This window comes from Pseudomonas sp. W15Feb9B (assembly GCF_000828175.1).
Lineage (GTDB): Bacteria > Pseudomonadota > Gammaproteobacteria > Pseudomonadales > Pseudomonadaceae > Aquipseudomonas > Aquipseudomonas parakoreensis.
In genome coordinates this window covers 43854-66943 of the sequence record NZ_JTKF01000040.1, presented here as the reverse complement: position 1 = coordinate 66943, position 23090 = coordinate 43854, and the positions used below count along the sequence as shown (strand labels likewise).

Sequence of the window (23090 nt, the reverse complement as noted above, 5' to 3'; positions counted from 1 at the left end):
ACCATGTTTAGCAAAAAATTTCGCAACTTCCTGTTGTTCGGCTGTATCGCTGCCCTGTTTGCAGCGGTCGGCTACTGGAACATCAGCCCTGAACGGTTCCTCGACAAACCTGTGACCAAGGTCGAAGACACCGCCATCGACTGGTACGCCACGAACACGCATACCCTGCAATACCTTCCAGACGGCAAGGTGCAGTACGAAATGACGTCGGACAAGGCCGAGCATCTGAAAGCGACGGACGTGACGCTGGTCACCAAACCCGACCTCAACATGTTCCGCGGCACAGACTTTCCGTGGCACGTGACCAGCGAGCGTGGCGAAGTGAACCCGGACGGAACCCAGGTGGAACTGATCGACTCGGTACGCATCAAGCGCACCGATGAAAAGAACCGCGACACCCTGATCACCAGCACCCGCATGACGGTGTTCCCTCAGCAGCAATATGCGCAGACCGAGCAACCCGTTAGAATCGACGGCGCTGGCGGTGTATCGACTGGCGTGGGAATGAAGGCGTATTTGAAGGAAAGCAGGATACACCTGCAATCGAACGTAAGAGGACAGTATGAGGCTCGTTAAAACCCTCCCTATTTTGCTCAGTCTGGGCGCAGCACTGGGAAGCGTGAGCGCCTGGGCTCTGCCGAACGATCAGCAGCAACCTATCCGCATTCAGGCCGACGACGCCCAACTGGACGACAAGAACGGCATCGCCACCTATAAAGGTGACGTGATCATCACCCAGGGTTCGATGATCGTTAAGGGCAATACGGTGACCATCACCCGTACTCCGACTGGCGACATCGACGTGGTGACCTCGGTGGGCAACCTTGCCTACTTCGAGCAGTTGCAAACCCAGGGTGACACCAAGCCTGTACAGGGCTGGGGCGTGACGATCCAGTATCACGCCGCGCAAAACCGCGTCGTGCTGATCGACAAGGCCAAGGTTGTCGACAAGGACAACAACACCACCCAGGGCGAGAAAATCGTCTATGACACGGTGAGAAAACTGGCCAGCGCCGGTCGCGCTACCGGCAACAAGGTCACCGAGACGCGTCCGCGCATCGACATGGTGATCCAGCCGAAGAAGAAAACCGACGAGAAAACCCAGTAATGGCAACTCTGAAAGCTCAGCACCTGGCCAAGGCCTATAAAAGCCGCCAGGTCGTGCGTGACGTCAGCCTGTCGATCGACAGCGGCCAGATCGTCGGCCTGCTCGGCCCGAACGGTGCCGGCAAGACCACCTGCTTCTACATGATCGTTGGCCTGGTGCAGGCCGATCAGGGCCGCGTACTGATCGACGATCTGGACGTCAGCCACCAGCCGATGCACGGTCGCGCCAAGGCCGGTATCGGCTATCTGCCACAAGAAGCGTCGATCTTCCGCAAACTGTCGGTGGCCGACAACATCATGGCCATCCTCGAGACCCGCCAGGAGCTCGACAAGGCCGGCCGTCGCAAGGAGCTGGAAAGCCTGCTGCAGGAATTCCATATCAGCCACATCCGCGACAACCTCGGCATGAGCCTGTCCGGTGGTGAACGCCGTCGGGTGGAAATCGCCCGCGCCTTGGCGACCGCCCCGAAATTCATCCTGCTCGACGAACCGTTCGCCGGTGTCGACCCGATCTCGGTCGGCGACATCAAGCAGATCATCCATCACCTCAAGGCCAAGGGCATCGGTGTGCTGATCACCGACCACAACGTGCGTGAGACACTGGATATCTGCGAGACCGCCTACATCGTCAACGACGGTCAACTGATCGCTGAAGGCGATGCGGCAACCATCCTTGCCAACGATCTGGTGAAGGAAGTGTACCTGGGCCACGAGTTCCGCCTCTAAAGCGCGAGCGCATTCGGCCAGCCCTCCGGGTGCTGTAACGTTGAAGCGCTTTTTTATACGCTTTATTGTTACAGCGCTCTAGGCAAACACGACAGTTTCAGGCATATAATTTGCTTAAGTTTGGCGCTTCGGCGCCCTGTAGTGGATGGCGCATGCGCGCCGGCGAATAAGGTGTTAAGCCCCTGCCATGAAACCATCGCTAGTCTTGAGAATGGGCCAGCAGCTGACGATGACACCGCAGCTGCAACAGGCCATCCGCCTGCTCCAATTGTCGACCCTGGACCTGCAACAGGAAATCCAGGAGGCCCTGGAATCCAATCCGATGCTCGAGCGCCAGGAAGAAGGCGACGACTTCGACAACTCCGATCCATTGGCCGACAACGCCGAACAAAAAACCAACACCGAGATTCAGGAACCTTCCTATCAGGAAACCGCCCCGACGGTGGATAACCTGGAGGAAGGCGAATGGAACGAGCGCATTCCTAACGAATTGCCCGTTGATACCGCCTGGGAAGACGTCTACCAGACCAGCGCCAGCAGCCTGCCCAGCAGCGATGACGATGAGTGGGACTTCACCACCCGCACCTCCGCCGGGGAAAGCCTGCAAAGCCATCTGCTGTGGCAACTGAACCTGGCGCCGATGTCCGACACCGACCGCCTGATCGCCGTGACCCTGATCGACTGCATCAACAATCAGGGTTATCTCGACGAAACGCTCGAAGAAATTCTCGACGCCTTTGATCCGGAACTCGACATCGAGCTGGACGAGATCGAAGCCGTCCTGCACCGCATCCAGCAATTCGAACCCGCCGGCATCGGCGCGCGCAACCTCGGCGAATGCCTGTTGCTGCAACTGCGTCAACTCCCGGCCAAGACTCTTTGGCTGAACGAGGCCAAGCGTCTGGTCAGCGATTACATCGATCTGCTTGGCAGTCGCGACTACAGCCAGCTGATGCGACGCATGAAGCTCAAGGAAGACGAGCTGCGTCAGGTCATCGAACTGGTACAGAGCCTCAATCCGCGCCCGGGTTCACAGATCGAATCCACCGAAGCCGAGTACGTGGTGCCTGACGTGATTGTGCGCAAGGACAACGAACGCTGGCTGGTCGAGCTGAATCAGGAGTCGGTGCCTCGTCTGCGGGTCAATGCGCAGTATGCCGGCTTCGTGCGACGCGCCGACACCAGCGCCGACAACACCTTCATGCGCAACCAGTTGCAAGAGGCACGCTGGTTCATCAAGAGCCTGCAAAGCCGCAACGAAACCCTGATGAAGGTGGCCACCCAGATCGTCGAGCATCAGCGCGGCTTCCTGGAATACGGCGATGAAGCCATGAAACCGTTGGTCCTGCATGACATCGCCGAGGCGGTCGGCATGCACGAATCGACGATTTCCCGGGTCACCACGCAGAAATTCATGCATACCCCTCGGGGCATTTATGAACTGAAATACTTTTTCTCCAGCCACGTCAGCACCTCTGAAGGCGGTGAATGCTCCTCCACGGCGATCCGCGCGATCATCAAAAAACTGGTCGCGGCGGAAAATCAGAAAAAGCCATTGAGTGACAGCAAGATCGCTGGTTTACTGGAGGCACAAGGCATTCAGGTGGCTCGCCGCACCGTCGCCAAGTACCGCGAATCCCTCGGGATCGCGCCTTCGAGCGAACGCAAGCGGTTGATGTAAGCCACGTTACAGCGTTCCAGTGGCAGGCTATCCGGCCTGCCGCTTTATGCACTGGCAACGAAGGAGAAGCTGTATGCAAGTCAACATCAGTGGACACCAACTGGAAGTGACCGAACCTCTGCGCACCTACATCAACGAGAAACTCGAACGATTGGAGCGCCATTTCGACAAGATCACCAACGTGCAGGTCACGATGTGCGTCGAAAAGCTCAAGCAGAAAATCGAAGCCACCTTGCATATTCCCGGCAGCGAAGTGGTCGCCAACGCAGAAGATACCGACATGTATGCTGCGATCGACTCACTGACCGACAAGCTGGATCGCCAACTCAAAAAGCATAAGGAAAAGACCCAGAGCCTCCTCCAGGGCGCAACCGGTCGTTAACACCCCCAACCCATGATCCGACTTGAAAGTATCCTGACCCCCGGCCGTTCCCTGGTGAACGTGCCGGGCGGCAGTAAAAAGAAAGCCCTCGAACAGATTGCCAACCTCATCCATAAAGAAGTGCCGGATCTGGCCATGCAGGATGTGTTCGATGCGCTGATCGCCCGTGAGAAACTCGGTTCCACCGGTTTCGGCAACGGCATCGCCATTCCCCACTGTCGCCTCAAAGGCTGCGAAGCGCCTATCAGCGCGTTGATGCACCTTGATGCCCCCATCGATTTCGATGCCATCGACGGCGCACCGGTCGACCTGCTGTTTGTACTGCTGGTCCCGGAAGCGGCCACCGATGCCCACCTGGAATTACTGCGCCAGATCGCCAGCATGCTCGATCGCAAGGAAGTGCGCGAAAAACTGCGCAGCGCACCGAGCAACGAAGCCTTGTATCAGGTCGTCCTGAGCGAGCAGAACGGTCATTAATCATGCGTTTGATCATCGTCAGCGGCCGCTCCGGCTCGGGTAAAAGTACTGCCCTGGATGTCCTTGAGGACAATGGCTACTACTGCATCGACAACCTGCCGGCCGGCTTGCTGCCAGAACTCGCCGAACGCGCCCTTATTCATACCGAGCTGGCCCAGCCGCTGGTGGCCGTGTCGATCGATGCACGCAATCTGCCGAGCCACCTGTCGCGTTTCCCCGAACTGCTTGAAGAAGTCCGTGCCCGGCACATCCAGTGCGATGTGTTGTATCTGGATGCCGACGAAGAAACGCTGCTCAAGCGCTTCTCGGAAACCCGCCGGCGCCATCCGCTGAGCACTGCCAATCGTTCGCTGGCCGAAGCAATTCAAGACGAGACGGCCCTGCTCGGCCCGATTGCGGACCTGGCCGACCTCAAGGTCAATACCACCAACCTGAATCTGTACCAACTGCGTGACACCATCAAATTGCGCCTGCTGAACCAGCCGGAGCCGGGCACGGCGTTTCTGGTCGAGTCGTTCGGCTTCAAGCGCGGCATGCCGGTGGATGCGGATCTGGTATTCGACGTGCGCTGCCTGCCCAACCCGTACTGGAAGCCGGAGCTACGCGCCCAATCGGGTCTCGATGCACCGGTCGCCGAATACCTGGCGGCGCAACCGGAAGTCGAGGAGATGTATCAGGATATCTTCGGCTATCTGAATAAATGGCTGCCACGCTTTGCTGCGAGCAACCGCGCCTACGTCACCATTGCCATTGGCTGCACAGGTGGGCATCACCGCTCCGTTTACCTGACCGAACGCCTGGGTCAGGCCCTGCAGAAAACCCTGAAGAACGTCCAGGTTCGCCACCGCGACCTCACTTAAAGGATTCACACCGCGATGCCTGCTCTGGAAATCGAAATCATCAATAAACTGGGCCTGCATGCCCGAGCATCGGCCAAGTTCGTCGGGGTGGCGGGCCAGTTCCCGGATTGCACGATCAGAGTGGGTCGTACACCAGAAACAACCGTGGACGGTAAAAGCATCATGGCGATGATGATGCTGGCTGCCGGCAAGGGCACGAAGATCTATCTGAGTACTGAAGGCCATCAGGAACAGGAAGCGCTGGATGCGCTGGTGAAGTTGATCAACAACTACTTCGACGAAGGCGGCTGACAGCTCAAAAACAAAAATCGCAGCCTTCGGCAGCTCCTACATTGGAATGCGTTCACTGTAAGAGCTGCCGAAGGCTGCGATGTTTTTTCAGCCCAACGCCGTATCCATCACCATCATCAGACAAAACCCGATCAGCAAGCCAAGACTGGCCAGCTTGTCATGACCATTGCGTCGCGACTCGGGGATCACCTCATGCGTCACCACCAGCAACATCGCTCCCGCGGCCAGCGCCAGCCCCAACGGCAACAACAACTCTGCCAGGCTGACCAGCCACGCACAGAGCAGTGCAAACACCGGCTCGACCAGCCCCGACGCCGCACCGATCAAAAACGCCTTGACCCGCGACATCCCGGCCCCGGCCAACACCAGCGCAATCACTAACCCCTCCGGCACATCCTGCAAGGCGATGCCCATCGCCAGACTGTCGGCATCCGGCATGCCGCCGCCAGCAGACACCCCCACCGCCATGCCTTCCGGGATGTTGTGAGCAATGATGGCGAAGACGAACAACCAGATCCTTGGCGGGATCACCGGGCGCTCAGGGGTACCGACGAGCATTTCCGGTGAGGCGCCGGATAGTTTCAGGTCCACCAGATACAGACCGAATGCACCGAGCATGATGCCGAAACAGATCAACCCGCTGGCAGCCCACGGTGTCAGGCCCAGACTTTCAGCAGCAGCAATGCCCGGCACGATCAGCGAAAACGCAGTCGCCGCCAGCATCACGCCGGCGCCGAACCCCAACAGCGTATCGCTGAGCCTCTGCGGTATGCGCCGGATCACCAGCACCGGCACCGCGCCGAGCGCCGTGCCGAGGGCGCAGATCGCGCCCCCCTGCAAGGCCCGCGACAGTCTCGGCTGCAGATCCAGCCATTCCAGCCCATGCGCCACCAGCAAAGTCATGCCCGCCAGCAGCAACAGCGACCCGACCGCATAACGAAACATGCGCCCACCACCAATCGCCAGTGTTTCAGTACCCATAGTCAGCCTTGGATTGTTTTTATGGATGACTTAAACCAGAGCAGCCTGATAACGCGCGGCAACTTCAGGCCAATTGATCACGTTGTAGAACGCGTTGATGTATTCCGGACGACGGTTCTGATAACGCAAATAGTAGGCGTGTTCCCAGACGTCCAGACCGAGAATCGGCGTATTGCCATTCATCAGCGGGCTGTCCTGATTACCGCTGCTTTCCACGATCAGCTTCTTCTCGGGAGTGACGCTGAGCCAGGCCCAGCCGCTGCCGAAACGGGTCAGTGCGGCTTTGGTGAAGGCTTCCTTGAAGCTGTCGAGGCCGCCCAGTTGGTCATCAATCGCCTTGGCCAGCGCGCCTTCAGGCTTGCCGCCACCGTTGGGCACCATGATTTCCCAGAACAACGAATGGTTGGCGTGACCGCCACCCTGATTGATCACGGCCGCACGGAGTTTTTCCGGTAACTGCTGGACGCTGGCGACCAGTCTTTCCACCGGCCACTCGGCATACTCTGTGCCTTCGACGGCAGTGTTGAGGTTGTTGATGTAGGTCTGGTGGTGCTTGGTGTAGTGAATCTCCATGGTTTGCGCATCGATGTGCGGTTCCAGGGCGTCGTAGGCGTACGGCAAGGCAGGTAAGGTAAAAGCCATTTCAGTGGACTCCATGGTGATGTGAGGCTGACGCGCGGCGTGCATGGCCGGTGTCCGGGTGCAGCAGGCGTTGGGTGCGCGGGTATTCGCCGTGTTCGCCGATGAAATTCAGCAGCTCGACGTAGGTCTTGCTGCTCTGGCGCAACGCCGCCTCCCGCAGGGCCGGGCGCAGGCGCTCGTCCTGCATGGTTTGCAACAGCCGTTGATGAATCGCGCAGAGGTACTCGGCGCTCTCCTCCGGCTGGTTCAGGCGCAGGTGCAGGTCCGCCAGGTTGTGGTGGGAGATAACGCAGGCCGCCACCGCTTCGTCGGCATCCGTCCAGCGTTCGAACAGCACTTGCGCCAAGGCCAGGGCTTGCAGATAAGCCTCGCGGGCGTCAATCAGCTCGCCGAGCATGAAGCAGCGATTGGCCCGTTCGATCGTGCGTTTCCAGTGCTCCATGGTGAACCTCCAAAGCGGTTGCGGGATTTATACGCCGCCGGCAGTGAGTTTCTCGGGGTTGAGTAACTCTTCCAGTTGGCTGCGCGACAGATCGGTGTGCTCCAGCGCGACGTCAATCACCGGGCGCCCCTGTTTGTAGGCCTGCTTGGCGATTTCCGCGGCTTTCTGGTAACCGATGATCGGGTTGAGCGCGGTGACCAGAATCGGGTTGCGCGACAGCGCTTCCTTGAGCCGCGACTCGTTGACCTTGAAGCTGGCGATGGCTTTGTCGCCGAGCAGACGGCTGACGTTGGCCAGCAGTTCGATGCTGTTCAACAGGTTCTGGGCGATGATCGGCAGCATCACGTTCAGCTCGAAGTTGCCCGACTGGCCGGCGATAGTGATCACCGAGTCGTTACCGATCACCTGCGCGGCGACCATCGCGGTGGCTTCCGGGATCACCGGATTGACCTTGCCCGGCATGATCGACGACCCTGGCTGCAAAGCTTCCAGCTCGATTTCACTGAGACCGGCGAGCGGGCCGGAGTTCATCCAGCGCAGGTCATTGGCAATTTTCATCAGCGACACGGCGGTGGCCTTGAGCTGGCCGGAGACGGCGACGGCGGTGTCCTGCGAGCCGATCAGGGCGAACAGATCCTTGCCCGGAGTGAATTGCACATGGGTCAGCTGGCTTAATTGGCGGCTGAAACGCGCGGCGAATTCCGGGTGCGCATTGATCCCGGTGCCGACGGCCGTGCCACCCTGCGCCAACGATTGCAGGCTCGGCAGCAGATCCTGCAGGTGGGCGATGTTGGCCTTGAGTTGCTGCGCCCAACCGTTGAGCACCTGACTCATGCGCACCGGCATCGCATCCATCAAATGAGTGCGACCGGTTTTGACGTGGTGATGCACTTGCACGGCTTTGTTTTCGATCACCTGCACCAGGTGCAGCAACGCCGGCAGGAGTTGTTCGTGCAACGCCAGGGCGGCGCTGACGTGAATGGTGGTCGGGATGATGTCGTTGCTGCTCTGGCCGCAGTTGACGTGATCGTTCGGGTTGACCGGCTCGCCAAGCAGGCGACTGGCGAGGGTCGCGATCACTTCGTTGGCGTTCATGTTGGAGCTGGTGCCGGAGCCGGTCTGGAAAATATCCACCGGAAAATGCTGCATGAAGTCGCCTTCGAGCAGGCCTTGCGCGGCGTCGCTGATGGCCTTGCCTTGCGAGGCGCTCAGTTGGTTGAGTTCGACGTTGGCCCGCGCGGCGGCGGCTTTGGCGAGGATCAGCGCACGGATGAATTGCGTTGGCATCGGTTTGCCGCTGATCGGGAAGTTATCCACTGCGCGCTGGGTCTGCGCGCCGTAGAGAGCGTCCACCGGCACCTGCAGTTCGCCCATGCTGTCGCGCTCAATACGAGTCTTGGTCATCTGAAAATCCTTGGACTGATTCAATGAAAGGAATCGAGGGTTGCAACTCGCAGGTCGCCAGTTGCCAGGTGTAGCGCTGCCAACGCTGGAGTCGGCAGTTGCACAGCGACAGGCGCTCCATTTCACGCAGCGGGCGCCAGGCTTGATCGAGACACAAGCTGCGCCAGTGCCATGGCAACGCGATGTCGCAGGCTGTGTCGAGCAGCAAACGGAAGGAGGTTTCAGCGATGGTCCACGGGGAAGTCGCCGTGCAGCAGGCCAGATAACGGCCTTCGGCCAGGTAGTGTTCGATCAGGCGCGGTTCATCGGGGTCCATCGCGCAACGGATCTGGCGACTCATCCAGCGCCAGCTTTCGAGGTACGGCTGCTCGTGCAAGGCAGAACTCATGATCCGGGACTCGTGCGGAGATGAGATTCATTATTAGATGATAATGAGAACCAAAACAAGAGCACCTGGTTACACAAACTCCATTGTGGAAGCGAGCCTGCTCGCGAAGGCGTCGTGTCATTCGCCGCTGCGGTCGGCTGCTATCGCTTTCGCGAGCAGGCTCGCTCCCACAAGGTTTTGTGTGGAGCCAAGAAAAAAGGCGCGCCACCCGATGAGGTGGCGCGCCTTTCTTGTCTGACCGCTGGGGCTTAGCTGCCCGCCACAGTCATCCGCTCGATCAATACCGAGCCTGTGCGAATGTTGCTACGCAGTTCCAGATCATTACCGACGGCGACGATCTGCTTGAACATGTCGCGCATGTTGCCGGCGATGGTCACTTCCTGCACCGCGAACTGGATTTCGCCATTCTCGACCCAGAACCCCGCCGCTCCGCGCGAATAATCGCCGGTGACCATGTTCAAACCATGACCCATCAATTCGGTAACCAACAAGCCGCGACCCATGCGTTTCAATAGTGCCGCCTGATCTTCATCACCATGCGTCACGAACAGGTTATGCACGCCCCCCGCGTTGGCGGTGCTTGGCATGCCGAGTTTGCGCCCGGAGTACGTGCCGAGAATGTACGACACCAATTCGCCCTTTTCGACGAACGGTTTGGCGTAGGTGGCCAAGCCATCACCGTCGTAAGACGCACTGCCCATGGCGCGCATCAGATGTGGACGCTCATCGATGGTGAGCCATTCCGGAAACAGCTTCTGCCCCAGCGTGCCTTCGAGGAACGACGATTTGCGATACAGACTGCCGCCGGAGACCGCTGACAGAAAGCTGCCGAACAACCCGCCCGCCAGCTCGGCAGAAAACAGCACCGGCACTTCGCAGGTCGGCACCGGACGCGCGCCCAGACGACTCGCGGCGCGTTGCGCGGCACGCTGGCCGATGCTCACCGGATCCGCCAGCAGGCTGCCCTGACGATTGACGTCATACCAGTAATCGCGCTGCATCTGGCCATCGGCTTCGGCGATCATCACGCAGCTCAGGCTGTGCCGGGTCGACGCGTAACCGCCGATGAAACCGTGGCTGTTGCCATACACGCGGCAGCCCTGATGGGTGCTGAGGGTGGTGCCGTCGGCGTTCTTGATTCGCACATCAGCGTCGAACGCGGCGGCTTCACAGAGCAACGCCTTCTCGATCGCCTGCTCCGGGGTGATGTCCCATTCGTGGAACAGGTCGAAATCCTGCACATCCCTGGCCATCAACGCGGCATCGGCGAGGCCCGAGGCTTCGTCTTCAGAGGTGTGTTTGGCGATCGCCAGTGCGGCAGCAACGGTTTCACGAATCGCATCCGGCCCGGTGGCGGAGGTGCTGGCCGAGCCTTTGCGCTGGCCGACGTACAGGGTGATGCCAAAGCCCTGGTCGCGATTGAACTCGACCGTCTCGACCTCACGCTGACGCACCGAGGTCGACAAACCCTGCTCCAGCGACACCGCGACTTCACAGGCACTGGCGCCCTGACGCTTGGCTTCGGCGATGATCTGCTCGACCTGTTCCTGCAGTGCCGGCAATGCTTGCGGGCCGACGCTTTGAACTGCACTCATGCTCATCTCCACTCAAATTCTGCTTTCGGCTGGGGTCATCGAGCGACCGGGCCGGACAAGCGGCCCCCGACTGGTTATCATGGCGGCGTTTCTTTGCGGACTGCCACCATGGTTGATTCTTACGACGACTCCCTCGATACGGGAGAAAAAAGCAAATCTCAGGTCAAACGCGAGCTGCATGCTCTGGTTGACCTTGGCGAGCGCCTTACAACACTCAAGCCCGACTTGCAGGCAAAACTGCCATTGACCGACGCTCTGCGCCGGGCCCTGGCCGATGCGCCGAAGCACACCGCGAACATCGCGCGTAAACGGCACCTGCAGTTCATCGGCAAACTGATGCGCGATCAGGATACTGACGCGATTCTGGTCCTGCTCGATCAACTCGATGCCTCCACCCGTCAGTACAACGAGCGTTTCCACAACCTCGAACGCTGGCGTGACCGGCTGATCGCCGGTGACGATGCCGTGCTGGAGAAATTCGTCGTCGAATACCCGGACGCCGATCGCCAGCAACTGCGGTCGCTGATCCGTCAGGCTCAACACGAGGTTGCACACAACAAACCTCCTGCTTCCAGCCGCAAGATCTTCAAGTACATCCGTGAGCTGGACGATACGCAACGCGGCCTGCGTTGATACTCGCCCCTGTAGGAGCTGCCGAAGGCTGCGATCTTTTGACTTTGATTGTTAAAAGCAAGACCAAAAGATCGCAGCCTGCGGCAGCTCCTACAGCTTTTTTTGTTTATGCGCCCGTGCCACCCACGGTAATCGCATCGATCTTCAGCGTCGGCTGACCGACACCCACCGGTACCGACTGCCCGTCCTTGCCGCACGTGCCCACACCGCTGTCCAGTGCCAGATCGTTACCGACCATCGACACCCGGCTCATCGCCTCGGGACCATTGCCGATCAACGTCGCGCCCTTGACCGGTGCGGTGATCTTGCCGTCCTCGATCAGGTACGCCTCGCTGGTGGAGAACACGAACTTGCCGCTGGTAATGTCGACCTGACCGCCGCCGAGGTTGGCGCAGTAGATGCCTTTCTTCACCGATGCGATGATTTCCGCCGGATCGCTTTCGCCACCGAGCATGTAGGTGTTGGTCATGCGCGGCATCGGCAGATGCGCGTATGACTCACGACGACCGTTGCCGGTACGGGCTACACCCATCAGGCGCGCGTTGAGCTTGTCCTGCATGTAACCCTTGAGCACACCGTTCTCGATCAGCGTGGTGCACTCGGTCGGAGTGCCTTCGTCGTCGACGCTCAGCGAGCCGCGACGGCCGCTCAACGTGCCGTCATCGACGATGGTGCACAGTTTGGAGGCGACCATTTCGCCCATTCGCCCGCTGTAGGCCGAACTGCCCTTGCGGTTGAAATCCCCCTCCAGACCGTGGCCGACCGCTTCGTGCAGGAGCACGCCGGACCAACCCGATCCGAGGACGACAGGCAAAGTGCCGGCCGGTGCCGGAATCGCTTCCAGGTTCACCAGCGCCTGACGCAGCGCCTCACGGGCATAGCCCATGGCGCGGTCTTCGGCGAGGAAATAGCGGTAATCGGTACGCCCGCCACCGCCATGCCCGCCGCGCTCGCGACGACCATTCTGCTCGACGATCACGCTGACGTTGAAACGCACCAGCGGACGCACGTCAGCAGCCAGGCCACCGTCGGTAGACGCCACCAGAATCCTTTCCCAGACCCCGGCCATACTCACGCTGACCTGTTGAATCCGTGGATCAAGAGCGCGGGTAGCGACGTCGATGCGCTTGAGCAGCTCGACTTTCTCGGCGCGGCTCAGCACTTCCAGCGGATTGTCCGGCGCATACAACTGCGCGACATCCTGAGTGCTGAACGCCTGCACCGTGCCGTTCTGCCCGGCGCGGGAGATCGAGCGGGCGGCACGGGCCGCAGCGCCCAGGGCTTCGAGGGTGATCGCGTTGCTGTAGGCAAAACCGGTTTTCTCGCCGGACTGCGCACGCACGCCAACACCTTGGTCGAGGTTGAAGCTGCCTTCCTTGACGATACCGTCTTCCAGCGACCACGACTCAGAGATCTGGCCCTGGAAATACAGATCGGCAGCATCGATGCCCGGGCCGGCCAGATCGCCGAGCACACCTTGCAGGCTCTCGATGGTCACGCCGCCGGGCGCCAACAGGTGATCGCTGACTGAGGACAACAACTCGCTCATAGGTTTACGCCTTAAATTCATGTTCTGAAGCAGGCCGCTGGGCGCCCTGCGAGAAAAACCGCCGATGACGGGTCACCGGCATTCGCGCCCTGATAGACGCTTGTTCATCACTGTCGCGTGCGGCCAACAATACCGCCTCGCCTTGATCCTGGTGCGCCAGCACCCGGCCCCACGGATCGACAATCGCTGCATGACCGAAGGTTTCACGCGGTCCCGGATGGGTCCCGCCCTGCGCTGCCGCCAACACATAACACTGGGTCTCGATGGCCCGGGCGCGAATCAGCACCTCCCAGTGCGCCGCACCGGTCACAGCGGTGAAGGCAGACGGGGCGGTGATCAACTCGGCACCAGCGGCGCGCAATTCGCTGTACAACTCCGGAAAGCGCAGGTCGTAGCACACGGTCAGGCCGACTCGGCCAACCGGTGTGTCCGCCACCACCACGCCACTGCCATAAGCATAGTCATCGGATTCGCGATACCGCCCGCGATTGTCCGCCACATCGACATCGAACAGGTGCAACTTGTTATACCGTGCGACGGTTTCACCCTGATCGTTGACCAGTAGCGAACAGGCATGCGACTTGGCGTCCGGTTGCCCAAGCGGCGGCAACGGCAAGGTGCCGGCCACTATCCATAACTTGAGGTCGCGGGCGGTCTGTTTCAACCATGGCAGGATCGGGCCTTCACCGAGCGCTTCGGCCTTACCGATGTCGGCAATGTCGCGACGGCCCATGGCAGCGAAGTTTTCCGGCAGCACTGCCAGCTTCGCGCCACCGATTGCCGCCTGCTCGAGCAGGCGTCGGGCCTGCGCCAGATTGGCCAGCACATCGCTCTGGCTGACCATTTGAATCACCGCTAAAGACATGGCCGCTTCCTGACAGGGAGTCCACTTATCACTGTAGGAGCTGCCGCAGGCTGCGATCTTTTGATTGTGCTTTTAAAAACCAGATCAAAAGATCACAGCCTGCGGCAGCTCCTACACGGGGAAAAGCCTCATGCTACTCAAAAAGGCTTGTCGAAGGTGATTTTCGGCTCTTTCCACGGGCCCTTGACGGTGTATTTGACGCTGGCGAAGCGTGCCACGCGGTCACCGATCAGCTTGTCGATAAGGAACAATGCCCCGCCGACCGCTGGCGCGCCGACAATCAGCGCGGCGATCGGCAGATTGTTGGTCACCGGCAAGGTCACCAGCAATTTTGCATCGACCTGATCGCCAACCAGATCCAGCGTACCGTCCAGCTCAAGATTGCTTGAAGGACCGGTCAGCCGAATCGGCTCGCGGGTGACATACACGCCGCTATTGGCCACCAACAAGCCCTTGACCCGGTCGTAGCTCAAGCCTTTGCCAAACAAGTCGGAGAAGTCCAGACGCAGACGGCGCCCAATGGAATTGAAGTTGAGCAGACCGAACACCCGCAACGCCTGCGCGCCGCCCTCCACTTCAACGAACTGACCTTTATTCAGCGAGGCATCCAGCGTGCCGGAGAAACGCTTGGTCGCCAGCCACGCCGGCGATCCCGGCCAGCGGCCATCGACGTCCATGTGGAATTCTTCACTGGTCACGCTCGGCGCGAAGCCCCAGCCCTTAAGCACATCGGCAAGGTTCTTGCCGCTGATCCGGCCCTTGAACCAGCTGTTGGTCGAACCCGGGGTACCTTCCCAGCCGCCATTGCCTTGCAACAGGATGCCCTTGAGGCCCATGTCCATATTGTTCAGGGCGATGCCTTTGGCCGTTGGCCGTACCTTGAGCGACCAGCCGCCTACCAGATCCGCGCCGAGAAACAATTGATTGATGGTGATGTCCAGCGCGGGGATCTTCGTCGGGTCGACGGAAACCAGCGGATCAGGCGAGTTCTCGTCGGCCTGCACCGTCGGATCCGGTGCCGGCAGCCGCACGTATTGCAGATTGACCGCGATCGGTGCGCCCTTGGCATCGGGAAGACTGGCCGAGCCTTTGGCCTGCTGGCTGTCGAGCGCCAGATTCCACGCCCACGGTTTGCGATTGACCTGAACTGCCGCCTGATCGAGAGTGGTGCCGAATGCGGTGAGCTTGCCCACCTTGAAGTCGGCACTGTTGAGTAATTGCTTGGCGCTGCCACCCGGGTCGTTACCGGCGTATTTATTGACCAGGTCCTGCCACGGCGCGACGTCCAGCTCCGACAGCACACCGCGTATGCGCAGGCCTTTGGCGTCCGGCAGGACTGCGTCGCCAGTACCGAGAAACAGCTCGCCACGACCATCGGCGAAATTGCTCGGCGGTGCGGCGAAGGTGAAGCTGGCCAGTTGATCGTAACTGACCCAAAAACGCCGCTCCGGACCTTGCAAGCTCATGCGGAACACCGTGTCACGCCCTTGCTGGGCCGACATGCCGAACGGCGCCGGCAGATCCACCGCGACGCCTTTCATGCTGGAACTGACCGTCAGTTGACTGTCAGTGCCGTCGAGGTTGACCTGCAACTGATAGGGAAGGGTCCCAGACACCGGCAACGGTTGAGTCACGCCCAGCCAGTCAGTGAGTTTCTTGACCTCGACCTGCCCGGAAGCCGAGACCCGCGTCTTGAGCTTGCCCGGGCTGCCATCCGCGAAAATCTGCGCGGTCACCGGCTTGTCAAAAGCCTTGGCGGCGATGTTCTGCCCACTCAATCCTTTGGCGCTGTCGAAACGGAAATCGCCTTTGAGCTGGCTCAGCTCAAGTTTCGGCTCCGCCAGTTTCAAGCGCGCATTGGCAGTCTTGAAGTCGACGAGGATCTTCGGCAAATCGCCCTTTTCCAGCGGGATATCGAGTTTGACCTTGCCCTGCAGATCGCCCTCGCCTTCCCAGCCGGCAAACGTTTCGCCAGTGCCGATCGGTGCAGTCTGGAGAATTTTCAGGCCATCACCCAACCCACCGGCAAACCCGCCGTCGAGGAACAGATGCGTATGCTGCCCCGCCGGGACATGGGGAATATTGACGAAAACGTCGCTGACCTGGGTGTCGAGCAACTGCCCCTTGTCGGCCACGATGCGCACGCCGCTGTCCTCGATGAACACGTCGCCACTGACCTTGCTCACGTGCGGCCAGCCCGGCTGGAACGCCAGCTCGGCGTCATGCACCTTGAAGAACAGGCTGATGCTGCGATCGACATCCTTGGCATTTTTGCTCAGCGAACCCTGATACTGGAAAAAACCCTGGTCCACCGCGCCTTTGAGGATCGCCGTGCGCAGCCACTCGTCGAGGGCCGGACTCAAGACTTCGGGCAGGTATTTGGCGGTGTAGCGACCGTCGCCATCGACCAGCCCGACGCGCAGGTCCATGTAGTCTTCCTGGCTATGGTCGAAGTGCAGGCGGATCAGGAAATCGCCAGCAATTTTGCCCTCCTCGCCCAGCACTTTCAGGTAAGGCGCGATCAGGGTGAAACCTTCTTTGTCGAGCTTCCAGGTCAGCCGGGCATTGGCCTGAATGTATTGCCATGGCTTGGCGAAGATCGGGTCGAGGTGCAGGACGAAATCCTTGCTGTCCAGGCGCAGCTCGCCGCCGTCGAGGTTGCCGCTGAGGCTGCCACTGACGTTTCGCGCCGCCGGGGCGCCGTGATAGGCGTCGAACCCGACTTTATCCAGATTGGCCGCGAAGCCGAATTTCGAGCCATCGGTAGCGTTGGGGCGAAAATCCAGCAACACGTTGCGCAACCCGCCGGTCACTTTCAGGTGGTCGACAACCGTGGCGAAGCCTTCAGGCAGCGGCCCCAGTGCATTCAGCAACGGGGTGACCGGCTGCAAATCGAGGCGGTCAGCCTGCAGATGCCACAGCTCGTCGACTGCATCAGTGGCTGCCGTCTGCTTGAGCTGCACGTGAGTTTCCCAGCGGGTTTCGCCAAAACTCATCGCCAGCGAATCAAGCGTAACGGTGGCGCCGTCATCGTCGCGCTGGTAATAGCCATTGAGCGCCAGATTGCTGATCTTGATCGGCTTGCGCTCGGCATAAGCGCCGGTCACCTGCGGTGCGTTCAAACGGACAGCGGCGCTTTGCAGGGCGCCGTCGTTCCAGTTCACCCACAACTCGCCGCCCGCCTTGATCTCGGAAAAATTCCATTGCTGGGTCAAACGCTCGGGCAACCACTTCGACCAGTCGCTTTGCGGCAGGCTGACATAGCCTTCCACCGAGCTGTCCGGCAGTCGGGAGGGGCGAATCCGTGTTCGCAGGCTCATCGCCATCGGCTGCCCGTCGGGCAAAGTCAGACGAGCATCGAGGCGCTGCCGGCTGCTGCCGGTTTTCAGATTGAGGCCGACGTAGGTGAAGGTCATCGGCGCATGGTCCAGCGGCTGCACGGTCACCTGACTGTCGAGCACCGACAATTGCTGAACGATCTGCGAGCGCTTGAACAGTTGTTCGGGATCAAGCGGCTGGTCGTTCTGCACCGGCAGGCCTTCCAGCGACCATGTGCCGTCCTGCGCTTCCTTGACGCTGATTTTCAGACCGTTCAATTCCAGATGGGCGATACGTACTTCGCGCGCCAGCAGGCTGCCCCAGAGATCCGGCACCACACGTACCCGGTCCAGACGCAAGGCATTCGCGCCGTCACCGACCATCACGTCATGGGCCAGCAGGATCGGTGCAAATCCGCTCCAGTCACCTTCCAGTTCGCCGATCTGCAGCGGCATGCCGAGCGCGGCACTGGCCTTGTTTTCGATGTCGGTGCGGTATTCCGCCACCAGCGGCGTCAATTCCCGACCGAGGCTGACGTACAACGCCAACAGCACCAGAACCAACGCGCACAGGCCCAGTCCCCAGCGGGTAAGTGCGGCCAAAATGCGTGTCAGACGCTCCATGTCAGTTGGCTCCCATGGCGAAAAAACTGCGAAAAGCTGAGGCCAGCCGTTGTGGATTAAATGTGCTGCAGGGGATCAGAGCAGCACCACATCATATTGTTCCTGGGAATACATGGTTTCGACCTGAAAGCGTATGGTGCGACCGATGAAACCTTCAAGCTCGGCGACGTTACCGGATTCTTCATCGAGCAGGCGATCCACCACTTTCTGGTTCGCCAACACCCGGTACCCCTCGGCCTGATAGGCGCGGGCCTCGCGCAGAATTTCGCGGAAGATCTCGTAACAGATGGTTTCCGGAGTCTTCAGCTTGCCGCGCCCCTGACAGCTGCTGCACGGCTCGCACAGCACTTGCTCAAGACTTTCGCGGGTACGTTTGCGGGTCATCTGCACCAGGCCCAACTCGGTGATGCCGATGATGTTGGTCTTGGCGTGATCGCGCTCCAGCTGTTTTTCCAGGGTACGCAGCACTTGACGCTGGTGCTCTTCATCTTCCATGTCGATGAAGTCGATGATGATGATCCCGCCCAGATTGCGCAGGCGCATCTGCCGGGCAATCGCGGTCGCGGCTTCAAGGTTGGTCTTGAAGATGGTTTCTTCAAGGTTGCGATGGCCGACGAAGGCCCCGGTGTTGACGTCAATGGTGGTCATGGCTTCCGCCGGATCGACCACCAGATAACCACCGGACTTGAGAGGCACTTTGCGTTCAAGGGCTTTCTGGATTTCGTCTTCGACGCCATACAGGTCGAAAATCGGTCGCTCACCCGGGTAGTGCTCCAGACGATCGGCGATTTCCGGCATCAGTTCGGCGACAAACTGCGTGGTTTTCTGGAAGGTTTCCCGGGAGTCGATGCGGATTTTCTCGATCTTCGGGCTGACCAGATCGCGCAGGGTACGCAGCGCCAGACCGAGGTCTTCGTAGATCACGCTCGGTGCGCCGATGGTCTGGATCTGCGCATTGATCTGGTCCCACAGGCGCCGCAGGTAGCGGATGTCCATGAGGATTTCATCGGCCCCGGCGCCTTCGGCGGCGGTACGCAGGATGAAGCCACCGGCCTCCTTGATTCCTTCCTTGGCCACGCAATCGCTGACCACCTGCTTGAGGCGCTCGCGCTCGGCTTCGTCTTCGATCTTCAGGGAAATGCCGACATGGGCGGTGCGCGGCATGTACACCAGATAGCGCGACGGGATCGACAGCTGGGTGGTCAAACGTGCGCCTTTCGAACCGATCGGATCCTTGGTGACTTGCACCACCAGGCTCTGGCCTTCATGCACCAGCGCGCTGATGCTTTCCACCGCCGGGCCTTCGCGCAGGGAAATTTCCGAGGCGTGAATGAATGCCGCACGGTCCAGACCGATATCGACAAATGCCGCCTGCATGCCCGGCAGCACCCTGACGATCTTGCCTTTATAGATGTTGCCGACGATCCCGCGTTTTTGCGTGCGCTCGACGTGGACTTCTTGCAGCACACCGTTTTCGACCACCGCCACGCGCGATTCCATCGGCGTGATGTTGATCAGAATCTCTTCACTCATGGCAGGGTCTCGTTCAGGCATGTTCACGATAATGGCCGCATCTTGATCCATACGACGCTCATTGCGCGTTCAGGTTTTGCCAACAGGGTATGCCGAAATGGCCCAACAGTTCTGCGGTTTCGCAAACCGGCAGCCCGACCACCGCCGAATAGCTGCCATTGAGCCCGGCGACAAACACCGCGCCGAGGCCCTGAATGCCATAACCGCCGGCCTTGTCCCGAGGCTCGCCACTGGCCCAGTAGGCCGCAGCCTCTTCGCGGCTGATCGGGCGGAAGCGCACCAGACTGCGCACCACGCGCGACTCGCAATGCTGGCCTTCCAGCACAGCGATGGCGGTCAGCACTTCATGCTCCTTGCCGGACAACATCATCAGCATGGCGCATGCGTCGACTTCGTCCACCGGTTTGCCAAGAATTTTACCGTCGAGGACCACGGCAGTGTCCGCCCCCAGTACGCAAAACGCCGCGTCGCAGGCGAGCGCGCGTCGACCGGCCTCGGCCTTGCCACGCGCCAGGCGCTCGACATAGGCCGAAGGCGATTCTTCGGCAAGCGGGGTTTCGTCGATTTCCGCGCTGATGGCGGAGAACGGCACGCCGATCTGCGTGAGCAATTCACGCCGGCGCGGCGAACCAGAGGCGAGGTAAAGCGGCTTCATCAAGACATCTCCCTTGTCGAGGTGCGGGCACATGCCTGACCGAATCAGTTGATTTTGTAGCGCCGGCGCAATCCACGCAAAGCGAAGCTGACCCAGGGCCAGAGCAACGCGCTGGTCAATGCCGGCAGCACCAGTGCCAGCGTTGGCTGGCGGTTGCCGGTCAGCGCGCTGAGCCACAGTTGAACCAGCTGAGCGAGGCCGAAGATCACCAGGATCACCAGGCATTGCTGCCACATCGGGAACATCCGCAGACGCTGCTGCAACGACAGCACCAGGAAGGTGATCAGCGTCAGGATCAACGCGTTCTGCCCAAGCAGCGTGCCGTACAGCACGTCTTCGGCCAGTCCCAGGCAAAACGCGGTCACCATGCCGACCGTTTGCGGCAGGGCCAGAGCCCAGAACGCCAGAAGCAGCGCCAGCCACAGCGGGCGCAGGATCTCCATGAATTGCGGCATCGGCGACACACTGAGCAGCAGGCCGATGAGAAACGTCAGCCAGACCATCCAACCGTTACGCGAAGCGGTAGCCCCGACCATTATTCTTGTCTCCCGGTGTTGGCCGGCGTGGTGACAGGCGGTTTGGCCGCTGGTCGAACCGCCGGCTGGGACGCTGCAGGCCGGCTATTCGCGGGCGTGGCTGCAGTTGGTTTGGCAGGGGGCTTGCTGGCGACCGGTTTGGCCGGCGTAGCACTGACTGCCGGCGTGGCGGTCGCGGCCGGCGCAGGCACCGCTGCAGGCGGTGTCACGGTTTTCGGCACCGTGGCCGGAATCACCGGTCCACCGCCCTGCGCATCAAGATTTTCCTGAGCCTGCGCCGCATCGTTGGCGCGCTCTTCGGCGGTGCGGTTGTCGCTGAATACCAGCAGCAGATAACGGCTGCGGTTCAACGCAGCGGTCGGCACCGCACGGACAATCGCGAAAGGCTGACCGGAGTCGTGGATGACTTCCTTGACCGTTGCCACCGGATAACCGGCCGGGAAGCGCTGCCCGAGGCCGGAGCTGACCAGCAGATCGCCTTCCTTGATGTCAGCGGTATCGGCGACGTGCCGCAGTTCCAGACGTTCCGGGTTGCCGGTACCGCTGGCAATCGCCCGCAGACCGTTACGGTTCACCTGGACAGGAATGCTGTGCGTGGTGTCGGTCAGCAGCAGCACACGGGAGGTGTACGGCATCAACTCGACCACCTGGCCCATCAGACCGCGCGCATCGAGCACCGGCTGACCGAGCACCACGCCATCGCGCTCACCCTTATTGATGATGATGCGATGGGTGAAGGGATTGGGGTCCATGCCAATCAACTCGGCCACTTCGACCTTTTCGTTGACCAGTGCGGAGGAATTGAGCAACTCGCGCAGCCGCACGTTCTGCTCGGTGAGAGCGGCGAGCTTTTGCATGCGGCCCTGCAACAGCAGGTTCTCGGTCTTGAGTTTTTCGTTTTCGGCGACAAGCTCGGTGCGACTGCCAAACTGACTGGCGACACCGTCCCACAACCGGCCGGGCAGGTCGGTGATCCAGTAGGCGTCCATCAGCACCAGCGACATCTGGCTGCGTGCAGGTTTGAGCAGACTGAAGCGGGCATCGACCACCATCAGCGCGACCGACAGCACGGCCAGCACCAACAGGCGCACGCCCAACGAAGGGCCCTTGGCGAAAAGCGGTTTAATAAGCCGCTCCTCCCAGGCAAATGTTCTGTTTATTCATACGGCATCAAACCGGCCTGGATGAAGACTGACAGAAGATAAACGCCAACAGGCAGCACTGCAAAGTGCTGCCTGTGCGCTCACCCACGTATTGCAACCCAGCGCTTATTCGCTGGAGAGCAGGTCCATGGTGTGCTTGTCCATCATTTCCAATGCACGGCCACCGCCGCGAGCAACGCAGGTCAGCGGGTCTTCGGCAACGATCACCGGCAGACCGGTTTCCTGGGCCAGCAACTTGTCGAGGTCACGCAGCAGCGCGCCACCACCGGTCAGCACCAGACCACGCTCGGCGATGTCGGAAGCCAGTTCCGGCGGCGATTGCTCCAGGGCGCTTTTCACCGCCTGAACGATGGTTGCCAGAGACTCTTGCAGAGCTTCCAGCACCTCGTTGGAGTTCAGGGTGAATGCGCGTGGAACGCCTTCGGCCAGGTTGCGACCGCGAACGTCGACTTCGCGAACTTCGCCGCCCGGGTAGGCCGTACCGATTTCCTGCTTGATGCGCTCGGCAGTCGATTCACCGATCAGGCTGCCGTAGTTACGGCGCACGTAGGTGATGATCGCTTCGTCGAAGCGGTCGCCGCCCACGCGGACGGATTCGGCATAGACCACACCGTTCAGGGAGATCAGCGCGATTTCGGTGGTACCACCGCCGATATCGACGACCATCGAGCCACGGGCTTCTTCAACCGGCAGGCCGGCACCGATCGCAGCAGCCATCGGCTCTTCGATCAGGAACACTTCACGGGCACCGGCACCAAGGGCCGATTCACGGATGGCACGACGCTCAACCTGGGTGGATTTGCATGGAACGCAGATCAGCACACGAGGGCTGGGCTGCAGAAAGCTGTTTTCGTGAACCTTGTTGATAAAGTATTGCAGCATCTTTTCGCAGACGCTGAAGTCGGCAATGACGCCGTCCTTCATCGGACGAATGGCAGCAATGTTGCCCGGCGTACGGCCGAGCATGCGCTTGGCTTCGGTGCCGACAGCGACGACACTTTTCTGGTTACCGTGTGTCCGAATGGCCACAACCGATGGCTCATTCAGGACGATACCGCGCTCGCGCACGTAAATAAGGGTGTTGGCAGTGCCCAGGTCAATGGAAAGATCGCTGGAAAACATGCCACGCAGTTTCTTGAACATGGGAAAGGGACCCTAGGCAACGCGTGGGTAAAAAAGTGCGGCAAACTCTAACAACGACAGGGATTTTGGGCAAGGCGCCAATATGTTAAATTGGCC

The 23090-nt window shown here is 60.4% G+C and carries 23 protein-coding genes; 9 read left to right on the top strand and 14 right to left on the bottom strand.

Going from position 1 to position 23090, the window contains the following annotated elements; genetic code table 11:
- Positions 1-3 precede the first annotated feature (3 nt).
- The 8 genes from lptC to OC71_RS20415 all read left to right on the top strand — a co-directional run bounded on the left by lptC (position 4) and on the right by OC71_RS20415 (position 5524).
- Complete coding sequence (gene lptC, locus OC71_RS20450) at positions 4-576, top strand: LPS export ABC transporter periplasmic protein LptC (RefSeq protein ID WP_041072852.1); 573 nt, start codon at positions 4-6, stop codon at positions 574-576.
- The gene (gene lptA / locus OC71_RS20445) at positions 563-1108 is read left to right on the top strand and encodes a lipopolysaccharide transport periplasmic protein LptA (RefSeq protein ID WP_025109456.1); all 546 of its coding nucleotides are present in this window, start codon (positions 563-565) and stop codon (positions 1106-1108) included. The genes lptC and lptA overlap by 14 nt, the downstream gene beginning before the upstream one ends.
- On the top strand, positions 1108-1833 hold the full coding sequence (gene lptB, locus OC71_RS20440) for an LPS export ABC transporter ATP-binding protein (RefSeq protein ID WP_041072850.1): 726 nt from the start codon (positions 1108-1110) through the stop codon (positions 1831-1833). The genes lptA and lptB overlap by 1 nt, the downstream gene beginning before the upstream one ends.
- A gap of 187 nt (positions 1834-2020) precedes the next feature.
- Positions 2021-3514, top strand: a complete 1494-nt coding sequence (locus tag OC71_RS20435; RefSeq protein ID WP_041072848.1) for an RNA polymerase factor sigma-54 — start codon at positions 2021-2023, stop codon at positions 3512-3514.
- A gap of 73 nt (positions 3515-3587) precedes the next feature.
- A complete protein-coding gene (gene hpf / locus OC71_RS20430) occupies positions 3588-3896 on the top strand; it encodes a ribosome hibernation-promoting factor, HPF/YfiA family (RefSeq protein WP_025109458.1) in 309 nt (102 codons plus the stop codon).
- Between the two features lie 12 nt (positions 3897-3908).
- Positions 3909-4373 (top strand): PTS IIA-like nitrogen regulatory protein PtsN, encoded by a 465-nt coding sequence (gene ptsN, locus OC71_RS20425; protein WP_041072845.1) that lies wholly within the window; start codon positions 3909-3911, stop codon positions 4371-4373.
- A gap of 2 nt (positions 4374-4375) precedes the next feature.
- The gene (gene rapZ, locus OC71_RS20420) at positions 4376-5233 is read left to right on the top strand and encodes an RNase adapter RapZ (RefSeq protein WP_041072843.1); all 858 of its coding nucleotides are present in this window, start codon (positions 4376-4378) and stop codon (positions 5231-5233) included.
- Positions 5234-5248: 15 nt separating this feature from the next.
- Positions 5249-5524 (top strand): HPr family phosphocarrier protein, encoded by a 276-nt coding sequence (locus OC71_RS20415; protein WP_041072841.1) that lies wholly within the window; start codon positions 5249-5251, stop codon positions 5522-5524.
- An 87-nt stretch (positions 5525-5611) separates the two neighbouring features.
- Here OC71_RS20415 and OC71_RS20410 read toward each other — a convergent pair whose 3' ends face one another.
- The 6 genes from OC71_RS20410 to pmbA all read right to left on the bottom strand — a co-directional run bounded on the left by OC71_RS20410 (position 5612) and on the right by pmbA (position 10976).
- On the bottom strand, positions 5612-6505 hold the full coding sequence (locus OC71_RS20410; protein WP_041072839.1) for a ZIP family metal transporter: 894 nt from the start codon (positions 6503-6505) through the stop codon (positions 5612-5614).
- A 30-nt stretch (positions 6506-6535) separates the two neighbouring features.
- Positions 6536-7147 carry a superoxide dismutase gene (locus OC71_RS20405; protein WP_041072837.1) on the bottom strand — a complete coding sequence of 204 codons (612 nt, stop codon included), beginning with the start codon at positions 7145-7147 and terminating at the stop codon, positions 6536-6538.
- 1 nt (position 7148) lies between these two features.
- Entirely contained in the window at positions 7149-7589 is a 441-nt protein-coding gene (locus tag OC71_RS20400; RefSeq protein ID WP_041072835.1) for a hypothetical protein, read from the bottom strand.
- A gap of 27 nt (positions 7590-7616) precedes the next feature.
- Entirely contained in the window at positions 7617-8993 is a 1377-nt protein-coding gene (locus OC71_RS20395) for an aspartate ammonia-lyase (RefSeq protein ID WP_041072833.1), read from the bottom strand.
- Positions 8974-9381 (bottom strand): hypothetical protein, encoded by a 408-nt coding sequence (locus OC71_RS20390; RefSeq protein ID WP_041072832.1) that lies wholly within the window; start codon positions 9379-9381, stop codon positions 8974-8976. Before OC71_RS20390 ends, OC71_RS20395 begins: the two co-directional genes overlap by 20 nt.
- A gap of 248 nt (positions 9382-9629) precedes the next feature.
- Positions 9630-10976, bottom strand: coding sequence for a metalloprotease PmbA (gene pmbA, locus OC71_RS20385; RefSeq protein WP_041072830.1), 1347 nt, complete (start codon positions 10974-10976; stop codon positions 9630-9632).
- Between the two features lie 108 nt (positions 10977-11084).
- Here pmbA and yjgA point away from each other — a divergent pair, with 108 nt between their 5' ends.
- Positions 11085-11609 carry a ribosome biogenesis factor YjgA gene (gene yjgA / locus OC71_RS20380; RefSeq protein WP_007961589.1) on the top strand — a complete coding sequence of 175 codons (525 nt, stop codon included), beginning with the start codon at positions 11085-11087 and terminating at the stop codon, positions 11607-11609.
- 106 nt (positions 11610-11715) lie between these two features.
- Here the strand turns inward: yjgA and tldD are convergent, their stop codons facing one another.
- The 8 genes from tldD to mreB all read right to left on the bottom strand — a co-directional run bounded on the left by tldD (position 11716) and on the right by mreB (position 22994).
- Entirely contained in the window at positions 11716-13158 is a 1443-nt protein-coding gene (gene tldD / locus OC71_RS20375) for a metalloprotease TldD (protein ID WP_007961588.1), read from the bottom strand.
- 4 nt (positions 13159-13162) lie between these two features.
- The gene (locus tag OC71_RS20370; protein ID WP_041072828.1) at positions 13163-14023 is read right to left on the bottom strand and encodes a carbon-nitrogen hydrolase family protein; all 861 of its coding nucleotides are present in this window, start codon (positions 14021-14023) and stop codon (positions 13163-13165) included.
- A 137-nt stretch (positions 14024-14160) separates the two neighbouring features.
- The gene (locus tag OC71_RS20365; RefSeq protein WP_041072826.1) at positions 14161-17964 is read right to left on the bottom strand and encodes a YhdP family protein; all 3804 of its coding nucleotides are present in this window, start codon (positions 17962-17964) and stop codon (positions 14161-14163) included.
- A 75-nt stretch (positions 17965-18039) separates the two neighbouring features.
- Complete coding sequence (gene rng, locus OC71_RS20360) at positions 18040-19497, bottom strand: ribonuclease G (RefSeq protein WP_007961585.1); 1458 nt, start codon at positions 19495-19497, stop codon at positions 18040-18042.
- Between the two features lie 58 nt (positions 19498-19555).
- Positions 19556-20152 (bottom strand): nucleoside triphosphate pyrophosphatase, encoded by a 597-nt coding sequence (locus OC71_RS20355; RefSeq protein WP_041072825.1) that lies wholly within the window; start codon positions 20150-20152, stop codon positions 19556-19558.
- Between the two features lie 44 nt (positions 20153-20196).
- Positions 20197-20688 (bottom strand): rod shape-determining protein MreD, encoded by a 492-nt coding sequence (gene mreD / locus OC71_RS20350; RefSeq protein WP_003221660.1) that lies wholly within the window; start codon positions 20686-20688, stop codon positions 20197-20199.
- Positions 20688-21815: a rod shape-determining protein MreC gene (gene mreC / locus OC71_RS20345; protein ID WP_084234255.1), complete on the bottom strand. Its 1128-nt coding sequence runs from the start codon at positions 21813-21815 to the stop codon at positions 20688-20690. The genes mreD and mreC overlap by 1 nt, the downstream gene beginning before the upstream one ends.
- A gap of 141 nt (positions 21816-21956) precedes the next feature.
- Positions 21957-22994, bottom strand: a complete 1038-nt coding sequence (gene mreB / locus OC71_RS20340; protein ID WP_002555108.1) for a rod shape-determining protein MreB — start codon at positions 22992-22994, stop codon at positions 21957-21959.
- Positions 22995-23090 lie beyond the last annotated feature (96 nt).